Genomic DNA, 13478 nt, shown 5'->3' with positions numbered 1-13478 from the left:
TATTAAAAGGTGTTAAAGCCGAATTCTTCAATGTCTTCAATGTTTTTAATTGTTACGGTGCGCCCTGTAATATCGATGAGACCTTCATCGCGAAGGCGCCCTAGTTCACGGCTAAGGGCTGTGCGAGATACATTGAGTACCTCAGCCATTTGCTCGCGGTTGTGGGGTAATTGAATTGTGTTAGAATGCTGACGTTTATAAATATCTGTTAAGTACGCAAAAATCTTTTCGCGCATCCCTTTTAATGTGAGGTAGTGGACTTTTCTGGTTAATAGAATTGCTTTTTCAGATAAATCCTCTAATAGATTAGATAGGATTTTAGTTTGGCATTGATGACAATCCGGCAATGTTTTAATAAAGGTTTCAAGCGGAATAAACATAATTTTAGTTGCTTTTGTTGCCTTAATGGTAGCAGGCCATAAAGGCTGTTTACTAAATAATAGTGCTTCTCCGAAAATATCTGATTGCTCTAAGTTTGCCATAATAACCCGTTGGCCCATTACATTTTCACGAGTTAGTAAAGCGCTGCCCTCAAGGATGACGCCGATACCCTCCATAGGATCTCCAGCGAGGGCTATAAAATCGTTTTTTTTGTAACTGTGGATGATAACTTTGGCATTATTTAAATAGCCACGCAGCTCTGGCTCTCCTAATGTATTGAATAAAGGACATTTCACGAGGGTGGGCATATATTGATTAATGATATCGTTTGAAAGTATTTGTTTCATAGGCACCTCCGGTGTGATAAAGTCTATAGCAATTAAAAATGATTATTGTATAATAAAAGTATAAGACCAAATGGTCTACCTGTTCCATAAGGGGAGTCAGGAAAATTTTTGAAAAAGTTTTTATTTGTTGCTCAAGCTACAGAAATTGTATCATCTTTACGTTATACTTTCAAATGTAATCAATCAGACAACTGATAAAACATCAGTGTAATGTATAGGTTTTATATTATCTAGCTTGACTGCGAGGAAGTCTCGCAAAGGAGGATTTTCAAATGAGCATGTTCTGTTATCAATGCGAACAATCTGCAGCACCAGGTGGCTGTACTGTACAAGGTGTATGTGGTAAAACTGCACCAGTTGCTAACTTACAAGACGAATTAACTGCTGCTTTAGTTGGCTTGGCTCGCGCTTTAGACGTAAAGGGTCATACTAAAGAAGGTATCGATTATATTATGCGCGGTTTGTTCATGTGTGTAACAAACGTAAACTTCTCTGAAGACCGCGTTCAAGAATTCATTGACGAAGTAAATGCTTACCATGCAAAAGTGGATAGCGCTCAACAAAACTTTGATTGGGAACAATTGTGGAAAGGTGAAGAAGACATCGTATCCCTTCGCTCCACATTATTGTTAGGTATGCGTGGTATGGCTGCGTACGCATGGCATGCTGCTCGCCTTGGCTTCCACGATGCTGATGTTGACGCTTGGTTCGTTAAAGGCATGGTAGAATTCGCTAAAGATCACAGCGCTGAAGAATGGCTTGATCTTTTGATGGAATTTGGTCAAATTAACTTGAAATGTATGGCTGTTCTTGATAAAGCTAATACTGAAACATATGGTACACCTGTACCAACTACAGTTCCTTTGACTGTAGAACCAGGTCCTTTCATCGTTGTAACTGGTCATGACCTTCATGATTTGAAACAATTATTGGAACAAACTGATGGTAAAGGTGTAAATATCTATACTCATGGTGAAATGTTGCCTTGCCACGCTTATCCTGAATTGAAGAAACATCCTCAATTGAAAGGTAACTTCGGTACAGCATGGCAAAACCAACAAAAAGAATTTGTTGATGTTCCTGGCGCATTCTTGTTCACTACAAACTGCATTATGCCACCAAAAGAAAACTACAAAGCAAATATCTTCACTACAGATATGGTAGGTTTCGATGGTTGTGCACATATCGAAGAAAAAGAAGATGGTACTAAAGACTTCTCCGCAGTTATCAACCGTGCTATCGAATTGGGCGGCTACAAAGAAGCTCAAGAATTCACTGGTATCAACGGTGGTCATGAAGTAACTACAGGTTTCGGTCATGGCACAGTATTGGGTATTGCTGATAAAGTAATTGATGCTGTAAAAGCTGGCGCAATCAAACACTTCTTCTTGGTAGGTGGTTGTGACGGTGCTAAAGTAGGCCGTAACTACTACACTGAATTCGTTAAACAAACTCCAAATGATACTGTAGTATTGACATTGGCTTGTGGTAAATTCCGTTTCAACGACATGAACATCGGCGAAATCGGTGGTATCCCTCGTATCCTTGATATGGGTCAATGTAACGATGCTTACTCCGCTATTCAAGTAGCAGTAGCTTTAGCTGGTGCATTTGAATGTGATGTAAACGACTTGCCATTGACATTGGTATTGTCCTGGTACGAACAAAAAGCGGTATGTATCTTGTTAACATTGTTAGCATTGGGTATCCGTAACATTTACATCGGACCTTCCTTGCCTAAATTCTTCTCCAGCAATGTATTGAACATTTTGGTAGAAAAATTCCAATTACATCCAATTACAACTCCAGAAGCTGACATGAAAGCTATCTTGGGCTAATAGGATCTATTAATCTGTTAACTACAGTCCTACGTCCCCTCTCTTTTATGATTTAGGACTGTTGTTATAAATAACGCACCTAGGGTTATCCTTAGGTGCGTTTTTTTACTATTATTGTGAAAGCTATCTATCGAGTGTTTGTTTATTGATGGGGCCTGACAGTATTGCGACAACTAGATTACTAATGGGCATAACCTATCTCATGCCTCCATACTCAGCGTAAGTCGGCCCTCAATAGGTTATGCCCATAAGTAAAACGTTTCTGAAATATAAGTCCCATCAATATACAAACTCATAAAATAGCTTTCATCAGAATAGTGAGGTGAGGGGGAGATGTCGCTGCATAAGTATAGTCTTTCCCTTTTATAACTGTAGATATGGATGCGTCCCATCAATATACAAAGTTTTAGAACAGCTTTCATAAGAATAGTAGTCCTCTGTAGACAAACAAATATGCCCCTAATGTGCATATAGACAAGGCTCGATATTGGTTGCTATACTATAGGTGAAATAGGATTTTTTCACATGGTTTATGTGTATATAGAGGTATGTATGAACAGTATTTTTGATATTATAGGGCCTATTATGATTGGTCCGTCTAGTTCGCATACAGCGGGTGCTGCGCGACTAGGCAAGATGGCGCGGTGTATTTTTCGTGCTACTCCCAAAAAGGTAGATTTAACATTATATGGATCTTTTGCAAAAACTTATAAAGGGCATGGTACGGATCGTGCTTTGATTGGCGGCTTATTAGGTTATAAAGAGGATGATGCGAACATCCGAGTTGCTCATGAATTAGCGAAAAAAAAGGGGATGGAGTTTTCTTTTATTGAGTCTCCTCTTGATGTAGGGCATCCGAATGTGGTGCGTTTTGATATGTATGATGAACATAATCGTCATATGACTGTTATTGGTCGCTCTCTCGGCGGTGGTCAGATTATGATTACCGAAGTAGATGGAAATGATATGTCCATTACAGGAGATGAGTTTACGCTCGTTGTGTTCCATGAGGATAGACCTGGTGCGATTTCTCTTGTGAGCCAAGCATTGAGTGAGTCTGATATTAACATCGCTACGATGCGCGTATTCCGTAAGGGCAAGCATAAGGATGCAGTCATGGTTATTACTACAGATACAGTGGTAAATCCTATTACAGTTCAGTTTATGCGCGAGTTTCCAGGCATCCAGGATGTGATGACCTTTGAAGCATTATAGGAGGGCGAATGATGAGTTATGCATATGATACAATTGCAGATATTATTCGCCTAGGTGAGGAAAACAATATTTCTTTTGGCGATGTAGTATTGCGTTATGAATTAGAGAATTACGACCGCAGTGAAGACGCGGTTGTTCGTGAAATAGAGAATCGCTTAGATATTTTTGAAAGCTCCATTCAAGATGGCATAGCTTATGCGGAGAAAACGGCTTCTGGTATGTCCGGTGATCAAGCGGCACAGCTTAATGGGCAAACACCTCGTTTTATGAGTGATATTGCGTATAAGGCAATGACGTATGCTATTGCTGTAAATGAGGCAAATGCAAAGATGTTCCGCATTGTTGCTTGTCCTACGGCGGGTTCTTGTGGTGTTATGCCTGGTGCTGTGAAAGCCGTAGCGGACCACTACCAATTAGATAGAGCTACAGTGGTAAAAGGCTTCTTAGCTGCGTCTGGTATTGGTAATGTAGTAGCAAATCGCGCTTGTGTTGCTGGTGCTGTTGGCGGTTGCCAAGCGGAAATCGGTACAGCGGCGTGTATGGCGGCAGGAGCCATTGTTGAAATGATGGGTGGATCACCACGTCAAGTAGGTCATGCTATTGCATTGTGCATGAAAAATCTATTGGGACTTGCTTGTGATCCGGTAGCAGGGCTCGTAGAGGTGCCATGTGTTAAGCGTAATGGCTTTTATGCAGTCCATGCTATTACTGCATCTGAAATGGCGTTAATGAATATTGAAAGCCAAATTCCACCAGATGAAGTCATTGAAGCGATGAATAATATAGGTCGCGCTATGCCGGCAGCATTGCGTGAAACAAGTGATGGCGGCCTTGCGGTGACACCGACAGGTACAGCTATTGCAGAACGAGTGCAATCCTTATAAGGATTGCACTTTTTTCATGCTTTCATTTGTAGTAAAATAAAGATTAGACTAGTTCAGAAAGGAGCGTGTATGATGGAACAAGCAAATCGAATATTGACCATATTAGAAGAAGCCGGCCATGAAGCTTATATCATAGGCGGCGCTGTGCGCGATATGTTGATGCATCAAAAGCCACATGACTTCGATATTGTGACGTCTGCACGTCCCGATACAGTGATTGAGGTTCTTCGCGGTCATGATATTCAAACGACAGACCTCGTAGGAAAATCTTTTGGTGTAGTGGTAGCTACATTAGAGGGCAAGCAATACGAAATCGCTACATATAGAACAGAACGATATGGTGCAGATAGCCATCGTCCCGAAGAAATTACTTATGCCGATACCTTAGAAGAAGATGTGTTGCGTCGTGATTTTACTGTCAACGGCATAGCTATGAACCGTTATGGTGAAGTTATAGACCTTGTAGGTGGACGACGTGATATCAAACATAAAACGTTACGAACCATTGGTAATGCGCAGAAACGTTTTGAAGAAGATGCATTACGATTATTTAGAGCATGCCGTTTTGTGGCGAAGTTGGATTTTTTGCCGAGTAAAGACCTATTAGAGGCTATGCCCAAGGCTTTTCACCGCGTACCTGGATTGTCATTAGAACGTGTACGAAATGAGATTAATCGTCTCATGTTAGAGCCTGCAGTGGCTAAGGGCCTTGATGTTCTTGTTCAATCCCGCTTGGCAGAATGCTCTTGTCGTGTTGTAGAAAATGGTGCGGCTCGGGAGATTCCCATCTTGCCTGAACTATATCATCTCGTGAATTTGCCCCAAGAAAAGGACTTTCACGAATTCGATGGTTGGTACCATACACTAGCCGTTGTGTCCCATACGGAGCCGGATTTGGTGCTGCGTTGGGGTGCCTTATTACATGATGTGGCAAAGGGAATGCCAGCGGTACGTGCTGTTATCAATGGACGCCTTACGGATCGTGGCCATGATACACTAGGCGCGGAAATGGCAGAAACGTTATTAACCCGACTAGGATATCCGAAGGCCTTTGTAAAACGCGTGGCGTGGATTGTGAAAAATCACATGCGCTTTCACTATTTTGTACAAAATGGCGATGCAAACGAGAAAAAATGGCTTCGCAAGGAAGCCCGTAGTGGTGAATTCCGAGATAGCCAAATTATGCGCACTGCATGGGAGCAATTAGCTAAGGTTTGCGCTGCCGATGTATTAGGTTGTGGGAAACCTTACTCGTCTACAGACGGAACATTAGCCTTTGGAGAATGTATGGCAGATCTTAGTTTAGAGATGCCTGTGCATACCAAGGACTTAAATTATGACGAACGAGTGATTAAGCTCGCTGGAAAACAAGTAGGGGAAGGATTGCAGTATTTATTAGGTCAGGTACAAAATGGGGTTATTCCTAATAAACCAGATGCGCTATATGACGCATTAGACCATAAGTTACGCCGTCCAGTGGAGAAATGATGAATTTACTAAATAAAGCGTTGCGACGCATGAGTGGTTGGAGTCGTACTACTTGGTGTCTTGCCATTCTCATGACTGTTGCCTTTGTCCTCATAGGGCGTTTGGCACAGTTGCAGGTCTTTGATACATTTGATCTGGAGAAGAAAAATTTATTACAGGTTCAAGTAGATAGAAAATTACAATCACCGCGCGGTACGATCTATGACCGTAATGGTAAGCCTTTGGCGATGAGTGTGGTTACAAAATCTTTGTATGCGGACCCTAAGATGATTAAACAGTCTCCCCAAGAGATTGCGGAACTCATTTCGCCATATGTAACCATGTCAAAAGAAAATATTGTGAAAGCTCTGCAAGAGGATTCTGCCTTCGTATGGATTAATCGCATGATGGATGCGGACAAGTCTAAGGCGGTGGCACAAGTTATTAAGGATAATAATATTGCAGGCCTTAACTTTGTGGAAGAGTCCAAACGTTATTACCCAAATGGTGTACTAGCGGCTCAAATACTGGGGTTTGTAGGCACCGATGATAAAGGCCTTGATGGTCTCGAAATGGTCCTTGATGAAGAGTTAAAGGGTGGTGTACAGCAAGAAATCGTTGCTACCGATAACAAAGGTAATGCTATCTTTGGTTCCGTTTTGTCCAAGTTCTTACCTGATAAGGGTAAAAGCGTAACATTAACAATCGATGCGACCATTCAATTTATTGCAGAACGTGCGCTTGATAAAGCGATGGCGGATACAGGGGCTAAACATGCTAGTGTTATCGTTATGGATCCTAAGACCGGTGAAATTCTTGCGATGGCAAATCGTCCAAGCTATGATCCTAACAATTATAACCAAAGTGGAGAAGAGGCTTTCAAAAATATTGCTGTTACTAACTTATACGAACCAGGTTCTACATTCAAACCAATCGTTGCATCTGCAGCTCTTGCATCAGGAAAGTGGAAATTAGAAACAGTGTACAATGATAAAGGGGCCTTTGTAGCGAATGGTCATGTGATGAGAAACTGGAATGGTGAAGGGTATGGACCAGTTCGATTGCTAGATATCTTGAAGTATTCTATCAATACAGGTATGGCAGAAATTGGTACAACAACTGGAGCAGATATCCTTTCTAAATATGTACGCGATTATGGTTTTGGCTTTGAAACAGGCATTGAATTGCCTGGTGAAGGCGCAGGTATCCTGTATAATCCAGAAGATATGAGTAAGCTAGATGTAGCGACTATGTCTATCGGTCAAGGTATTGCGGTTACGCCGTTACAAATGGTACGTGCCTTTGGTGCTCTTTCTAATGGGGGTGCTATGATGCGTCCTCATATTATCAAGTCTTATAGCAATGCTCAAGGGGAAGTAACAAGCACTACCGAAAATACTGTAGTAGGTCAACCAGTGCCAGAGGAAACGGCAAAAACTATTGTAGATATCTTGGAAAAAGAAGTGTCTGAAGGCGGTGGTAACAAAGCGATGGTGGAAGGCTACCACTTCGGTGGTAAAACTGGTACCGCAGAAAAACTAGACACTAAACGTGGGGGCTATTTAGATGGTCAATACATTGCATCCTTTATCGGCTTTGGCCCTGTAGAGGATCCAAAATTTGTGGTTCTTGTAGCCATTGATGATCCTCAAAAAGGGTCTATTTATGGGGGCCAAATTGCAGCGCCAGTATTTAAAGACATCGTGTCTCAACTTGTACGGTACTACCAATTGAGCCCATATGTTAAAGATAGTACTCCTGTAGCTGTTAAACCTAGCAATACATTGCCAGAGCCAAATCTTTCTAGTGATGGTTCCGTAACATTACCTAATTTTACGGGCTTCACCTATGGTGAGGTACGTGATTGGTTACATAAGGCGGGGCTTGCATTTAAACCTGATGGAACGGGTATTGCCGTTTCTCAAGATGAAAGTGGAGGCACTACTGTTCAAGCCGGGACGGCAATTACCGTTCACTTTAGTAGATAATTAGAAATTATAGACAGTTCGTTATATAATAGAATAAGAGACTTTGGTGCCTCTCAGGAGGCACCTTTTTTATAAATAGTTTGAATGAATGGAGATATATATGATCGAATTACGAGGTAAAGCGGTAGCAGATGCTCACAAGGCGATTTTACAAGAAAAAGTTGCAGCAGTAGGCAACTCTGTGATTACTATGGCAGTGTTACTTGTCGGTGAAGATCACGGCGCTCATATGTATGCTACATTTATGGAAAAAACAGCTAAAAATTTTGGCTATGGTTTTGTGCTAAAGCAATTGCCTGAAACGGCAACACAAGATGAAGTGGTAGCGGCGTTGCATGAATTAAATACTGATGCATCTATTCATGGAATTTTACCGCTAATGCCAATGCCTAAACACATTGATACAGAAACTCTTATCGATATGTTAGATCCTAAAAAAGATATTGATGGTCTTACAACATATAACATCGGTTTAGTAACAGCTGGTAAGGGTGGCTTTGCTCCTTGTACGGCTAAGGCTTGTATAGCTATTTTAAATCACTATAATATTCCTTTAGAAGGAAAACATGTGGTTGTAGTCGGTCGTAGCCAAGTTATCGGTAAACCTGTAGCGCTTATGGCACTCGCTGCACATGGTACTGTTACAATGTGCCATTCTAGAACTTCTGATCTAGTAGAGCAAGTAAAGCGTGGTGATATTATTATTGCTGCGGCTGGTCGTGCTCATATGATTACTGCTAATATGATTAAGCCTGGTGCTGTTGTTATTGATGTAGGTATTAATGAACTGGACGGCAAAACTGTAGGTGATGTTGATTATGATGCGGTAAAAGATATTGCATCTGCCATTACTCCTGTGCCAGGAGGTGTTGGATCCGTAACAACGACAATGATGTTAGAAGCGGTATACGAGGCATACCATGCATGAGATGTCTATAGCAGAAGGTATTCTTGATGTAGCGCTCGATACCTTACGTCAACACGATGCGACAGTCATTCATTCTATTCAACTAGACTTAGGGTTAATGAGTGGGGTAGAACCTGATTCATTGTTATTTTGTTGGGAAGCCATTACAAAGGGAACCCCTGCGGAAGGCTCACGCATAGAAATCAATACTATTCCTATTGAAGGAAAGTGTTTAGATTGTGATAAAATATTTTCTGTAAAAAATTATACGTTTATTTGTCCTTATTGTGACAGCCATTTCGTACAAACTATAGGCGGTCGTGAGTTACAAGTGACCTCTATGGATATCGATTGATAGAAAGGTTAGGGCATGCAAGTTCAAGTTAAAACTAATGTACTGGCAAAAAACGATGCTATTGCAGAGGCTTTACAACAGTTGTTTAAGGAAAAGAATATATTTGTATTTAATCTGTTAGGTTCACCTGGGGCAGGTAAGACTTCCCTTTTGGAGGCAACCCTACAAGATTTAAAAAAGGAGTATCGCTTAGCCGTTATTGAAGGCGATTTATTTACGGCAAAGGATGCCAAGCGCATTCATGAGTTGGGTGTGCCTGTTATCCAGATTAATACGGTTGGTGGGTGTCATCTCGATGCACAGATGATTCAAGATGCCTTAGGTGATCTGAATCTTGATGACCTCGATATGATTATTATCGAAAATGTAGGCAATTTAGTGTGCCCTGCGGAATTTGAGATTGGTGAAAGCATGAAAGTAACGGTTTTATCTGTTACCGAAGGTGAAGATAAGCCCCTTAAGTATCCGTTAATCTTTAAAGAGTCTAAGGCCATCCTTATTAACAAGATTGATTTATTGCCCTATGTGCCTTTCAAAAAGGAGCAGGCAATACAAGATATCCGTAATTTAAATCCAAATGGAGAAATTTTTGAAGTAAGTTGCACCGCCCACAACGGTCTTGAACCATGGTTGAATTGGTTGCGTGCACAGTTGGAGAATAATCGATGAACTATTCTATGAAGAGCCGTATTGTAGCGGCCCTCCTTGTGGGTTTGTGTGCTACTACAATCAGTTATGCAGCAGAGCCTGCCATTTCCACTTTTAATCCAGTTGCAGTAGAAACTACTGATGACACTAACGTTGTAGCTCAAGATTCCGCTAATGCGAGCAATGATGGTAGTGTAGATGGAACTGGTGAGGTTGATAGCTTGTCTTACCTTGATAATGCACCAGTTAGAGTTGTTAAGCTAGATCCAAAAACGAAACAGGAAGGTTCTAAAACCGGATGGCTCGCAGAGCAAATGGCTGTAACTGAATTTGGTGATTCTATACAATTCTGGCAAGCGGCTAGTGAGAACGAAGGTTCTTTGCCGAGTATCACTCAAAATAATTTAGCTGATATTGGTAAGTCTTATACGGCAAACAGTTTACCGCCTTTAGGTTCTCAGGATGACTATGCTATCGGCACATACCGATTGGGAGATCAGTTTGAAGTTCCAAAAGATGTAGAAAAAACTGAGGTACGTGATAACTTTACTACGTATTACATGAAAGATGTAGCAGTAACTGTATATACTGGACCTGCTCAAGAATTGTTGGTTAACAATCAATTACGTGGGCAAGGGGCGACTTACTTCTTTGAACCAAATACTATTACAAATATTCATAGTACGAAAAAAGGCTCTAATACAGTACGCGACATTGGTCCTGGTAGCACACGGATGGAATTGATATTTGCCTATGGCAGTCCTAATGCGATGTGGCGTGATAAGAAAAATGAGACATATATTTTCCTTTATGAGGGGCATTCCGAAAATTCATTGCCTCAAAAAAAGGAGTTTAAGAGTCCCGTAGAGAATACAAATAGTGATAGCCAACAACAATCTATGCTTGGTCAGCAAAAAGAATATATTGCTTTCACCATTAAACAAAGTAATATAGAGGCTGTAGATATTATTAGTGGACAAGTATGGCCTAGATTTGGATTGCCGAAAGCTGAAGTGTATGATTTTGAAGCTGGTACACTTACGGCTGATGATTTTGTATTGCGTGGGTTCAAGTTGAATGACCATTTTGTTAATGATCCTAATAATGATTGGAAACATCAAGGCATATTGTTTGGTTCCACTTTTATTGGCTATAATGAATACGGTGTGAGTGTAGATAAAAAAGATCTTATCAATCGCGTATTATTAAATGTGTATACGCCTACACGTCGTGGAATCGCAATGGGTGATACCAAATATTTATTGCTCTTTGTGTATGGTATGCCAACTCGTATTGTTGAATCTACAACAAAGGCGGGGACGTCTACCGTATATGAATATAAAAATCCAGCGGCAAGCAACTCTTATTTACAGTTTGCCCTAGATGATAAAAACCAATATATCAAATCCGTTATGTTATCTGACCGTCCTGTAAAATAGGATAGGTCACAGCGAGGAGGCAAAGGGTATGGTTACTGTACAAGATGTAAAAGAACGTTGGGAAAAGATTCAAGGTGATGATGAACGTATATTGTTTATCGTTGGTGGTCCAGGTTCTGGTAAAAGTTTGCTAATTCGTGAATTGTCTGAGCAGAAGGGCTGGAAATACTTGGAAGCTAAGCAACTCATCGAGGAAGAGTTTTTGCTCGTGCCTCGTGATGAACGGCCTCAATTAGCGGAAGAAGTTATTTGCCGTGCTCTTAGCCGTAGCGATACGGAAGTAGTCTTGCTAGATGGCATTAATGTATTCTTTGCACCTATCTTAAATCTAAAACCATTTGAGTTGTTAAAAACTATTAGTAAGAAGTATCCTATTGTCGTTGGCTGGCGTGGACATATTGAAGGGGATCAGTTGTACTTAGAACATAACAATAATCCTAAACATGCTGTAGTTAGTATTGCACATCCAGATCATGTTATTGCAATCGACTAAATGTATGTTTGAACATATTGGTTGAATATAGGGAAAACTATAGATGTATAGAAGGAGATAGCGGGCTATCTCCTTTTTTAGTTATATAATTACAGTTATTAGGTAAAAAATATAGTTTTGTAATTTCCTATTATTTGATTTTAGTAAACCTGAAATATGGATGTTAGCAGACATGGACTGGTAAGGAATGAAACTATGTAAAGGTATATAAAGAATATACTAGTAAATAAAAGTTGATTACTGGATATATACTGAAAACGAGGCATTTTATAGAGGATTGATAAAATATAAATTTTTTTTGACAAAATACTTGCATAGGGTATCGTTTCATGTTATTATGATTAAGCACTAAGAGTGACCACAGTGAACGAAAAACTTCAAAAAAGTTTTTAAATGTTCTTGACACTTAGTGTGCTAGGTGATACAATTCATCTTGTCGTAATGATGCTGGCGTAGCTCAATAGGTAGAGCAGCTGACTTGTAATCAGCAGGTTGTGGGTTCAATTCCTATCGCCAGCTCCATTTTATTTATGGAGGGATTCCCGAGCGGCCAAAGGGAGCAGACTGTAAATCTGCCGTCTTCGACTTCGAAGGTTCGAATCCTTCTCCCTCCACCATTCATAGCGGGGTGGAGCAGTTGGTAGCTCGTCGGGCTCATAACCCGAAGGTCGCAGGTTCAAGTCCTGTCCCCGCAACCATAAAAACCACAGTGAAATGATCGTTCATTGTGCTGGTGTAGCTCAGTCGGCAGAGCGTATCCTTGGTAAGGATAAGGTCACCGGTTCAATCCCGGTCACTAGCTCCATACATGGCGGCATAGCTCAGTTGGCTAGAGCAATCGGTTCATACCCGGTGTGTCCGCGGTTCAAATCCGTGTGCCGCCACCATTAAACCTCACCTTGGTGGGGATTTTTTTATTTCTTTACATATGACATGCTATTCTAAGACTTTGTATATATGGTATAATAATAGGTAAGGAAATCTTATATTCCATTGATAAATTAGGGTTAATATATTATATTAATACTAGAATGTAATTTGTTTTTGTGAAGGAGGATATAATCCTAATGGCAAAAGAAAAATTTGAACGTACGAAACCGCATGTTAACATCGGTACAATCGGTCACGTTGACCATGGTAAAACTACTTTGACTGCTGCAATCACTAAAGTATTGGCTGAAAAAGGTCAAGCTGACTTCCAAGATTACAGCATGATCGATAAAGCTCCAGAAGAACGTGAACGCGGTATCACAATCAACACTGCACACGTTGAGTATGAAACTTCTAACCGTCACTATGCACACGTTGACTGCCCAGGCCATGCTGACTATGTTAAAAACATGATTACTGGTGCGGCTCAAATGGACGGCGCTATCTTGGTTGTATCCGCAGCTGACGGCCCTATGCCTCAAACTCGCGAACACATCTTGTTGGCTCGCCAAGTTGGTGTTCCTGCAATCGTAGTATTCTTGAACAAAGCTGACATGGTTGACGATGAAGAATTGATCGAATTGGT

Annotated in this window: 12 protein-coding genes and 5 tRNA genes; 16 read left to right on the top strand and 1 reads right to left on the bottom strand. The window is 40.8% G+C overall.

The genetic code is table 11. The annotated features are described in order from the left end of the window. Positions 1–2 precede the first annotated feature (2 nt). Positions 3–728, bottom strand: coding sequence for a Crp/Fnr family transcriptional regulator (locus tag AAAT26_RS06045; RefSeq protein WP_004695080.1), 726 nt, complete (start codon positions 726–728; stop codon positions 3–5). Positions 729–1000: 272 nt separating this feature from the next. Between AAAT26_RS06045 and hcp the strand changes: the two genes are divergently transcribed. From hcp to AAAT26_RS05965, 16 genes are all read left to right on the top strand, one after another. Next, positions 1001–2566 (top strand): hydroxylamine reductase, encoded by a 1566-nt coding sequence (gene hcp, locus AAAT26_RS06040; protein ID WP_004695081.1) that lies wholly within the window; start codon positions 1001–1003, stop codon positions 2564–2566. Positions 2567–3118: 552 nt separating this feature from the next. Then, positions 3119–3781, top strand: a complete 663-nt coding sequence (gene sdaAB, locus AAAT26_RS06035) for an L-serine ammonia-lyase, iron-sulfur-dependent subunit beta (RefSeq protein ID WP_042976031.1) — start codon at positions 3119–3121, stop codon at positions 3779–3781. 11 nt (positions 3782–3792) lie between these two features. After that, positions 3793–4665: an L-serine ammonia-lyase, iron-sulfur-dependent, subunit alpha gene (gene sdaAA, locus AAAT26_RS06030; protein WP_349209071.1), complete on the top strand. Its 873-nt coding sequence runs from the start codon at positions 3793–3795 to the stop codon at positions 4663–4665. 69 nt (positions 4666–4734) lie between these two features. After that, entirely contained in the window at positions 4735–6153 is a 1419-nt protein-coding gene (locus AAAT26_RS06025) for a CCA tRNA nucleotidyltransferase (protein ID WP_077707630.1), read from the top strand. Then, positions 6153–8120 (top strand): penicillin-binding transpeptidase domain-containing protein, encoded by a 1968-nt coding sequence (locus AAAT26_RS06020; RefSeq protein ID WP_227065193.1) that lies wholly within the window; start codon positions 6153–6155, stop codon positions 8118–8120. Before AAAT26_RS06025 ends, AAAT26_RS06020 begins: the two co-directional genes overlap by 1 nt. A 100-nt stretch (positions 8121–8220) precedes the next feature. Then, positions 8221–9048, top strand: coding sequence for a bifunctional 5,10-methylenetetrahydrofolate dehydrogenase/5,10-methenyltetrahydrofolate cyclohydrolase (locus tag AAAT26_RS06015; protein ID WP_227037349.1), 828 nt, complete (start codon positions 8221–8223; stop codon positions 9046–9048). Beyond that, the gene (locus AAAT26_RS06010) at positions 9041–9382 is read left to right on the top strand and encodes a hydrogenase maturation nickel metallochaperone HypA/HybF (protein ID WP_008602471.1); all 342 of its coding nucleotides are present in this window, start codon (positions 9041–9043) and stop codon (positions 9380–9382) included. Before AAAT26_RS06015 ends, AAAT26_RS06010 begins: the two co-directional genes overlap by 8 nt. Positions 9383–9397: 15 nt before the next feature. Beyond that, the gene (hypB, locus tag AAAT26_RS06005; RefSeq protein WP_060919012.1) at positions 9398–10051 is read left to right on the top strand and encodes a hydrogenase nickel incorporation protein HypB; all 654 of its coding nucleotides are present in this window, start codon (positions 9398–9400) and stop codon (positions 10049–10051) included. After that, complete coding sequence (locus tag AAAT26_RS06000; protein ID WP_077707629.1) at positions 10048–11469, top strand: hypothetical protein; 1422 nt, start codon at positions 10048–10050, stop codon at positions 11467–11469. Before hypB ends, AAAT26_RS06000 begins: the two co-directional genes overlap by 4 nt. A 28-nt stretch (positions 11470–11497) precedes the next feature. Continuing rightward, on the top strand, positions 11498–11962 hold the full coding sequence (gene brxF, locus AAAT26_RS05995; RefSeq protein ID WP_004695092.1) for a BREX-3 system P-loop-containing protein BrxF: 465 nt from the start codon (positions 11498–11500) through the stop codon (positions 11960–11962). Between the two features lie 446 nt (positions 11963–12408). Further along, positions 12409–12484 (top strand) — tRNA-Thr (locus AAAT26_RS05990). 10 nt (positions 12485–12494) lie between these two features. Beyond that, positions 12495–12579: transfer RNA gene (locus tag AAAT26_RS05985), tRNA-Tyr, on the top strand. A 5-nt stretch (positions 12580–12584) separates the two neighbouring features. Further along, positions 12585–12660, top strand: a tRNA-Met gene (locus tag AAAT26_RS05980). Between the two features lie 31 nt (positions 12661–12691). Further along, positions 12692–12767 (top strand) — tRNA-Thr (locus tag AAAT26_RS05975). 5 nt (positions 12768–12772) lie between these two features. Further along, positions 12773–12849, top strand: a tRNA-Met gene (locus AAAT26_RS05970). A gap of 180 nt (positions 12850–13029) precedes the next feature. Then, positions 13030–13478: GTP-binding protein (locus tag AAAT26_RS05965; protein ID WP_349208994.1), on the top strand; the 449-nt coding region annotated here is incomplete at its 3' end.

It is taken from the genome of Veillonella parvula (assembly GCF_040094895.1).
GTDB classification, from domain to species: domain Bacteria; phylum Bacillota; class Negativicutes; order Veillonellales; family Veillonellaceae; genus Veillonella; species Veillonella parvula_L.
The sequence above is the reverse complement of the archived record's forward strand: the minus strand, read 5'-3'. Positions and strand labels throughout refer to the sequence as shown.

Coding starts and splice junctions, on each gene's coding strand:
- AAAT26_RS06000 (WP_077707629.1), top strand. CDS start 10,048: ATGAACTATTCTATGAAGAGCCGTATTGTAGCGGCCCTCCTTGTGGGT.
- AAAT26_RS06045 (WP_004695080.1), bottom strand. CDS start 728: ATGAAACAAATACTTTCAAACGATATCATTAATCAATATATGCCCACC.
- AAAT26_RS06020 (WP_227065193.1), top strand. CDS start 6,153: ATGAATTTACTAAATAAAGCGTTGCGACGCATGAGTGGTTGGAGTCGT.
- AAAT26_RS06010 (WP_008602471.1), top strand. CDS start 9,041: ATGCATGAGATGTCTATAGCAGAAGGTATTCTTGATGTAGCGCTCGAT.
- AAAT26_RS06025 (WP_077707630.1), top strand. CDS start 4,735: ATGATGGAACAAGCAAATCGAATATTGACCATATTAGAAGAAGCCGGC.
- AAAT26_RS06015 (WP_227037349.1), top strand. CDS start 8,221: ATGATCGAATTACGAGGTAAAGCGGTAGCAGATGCTCACAAGGCGATT.
- sdaAA (WP_349209071.1), top strand. CDS start 3,793: ATGAGTTATGCATATGATACAATTGCAGATATTATTCGCCTAGGTGAG.
- sdaAB (WP_042976031.1), top strand. CDS start 3,119: ATGAACAGTATTTTTGATATTATAGGGCCTATTATGATTGGTCCGTCT.
- brxF (WP_004695092.1), top strand. CDS start 11,498: ATGGTTACTGTACAAGATGTAAAAGAACGTTGGGAAAAGATTCAAGGT.
- hcp (WP_004695081.1), top strand. CDS start 1,001: ATGAGCATGTTCTGTTATCAATGCGAACAATCTGCAGCACCAGGTGGC.
- hypB (WP_060919012.1), top strand. CDS start 9,398: ATGCAAGTTCAAGTTAAAACTAATGTACTGGCAAAAAACGATGCTATT.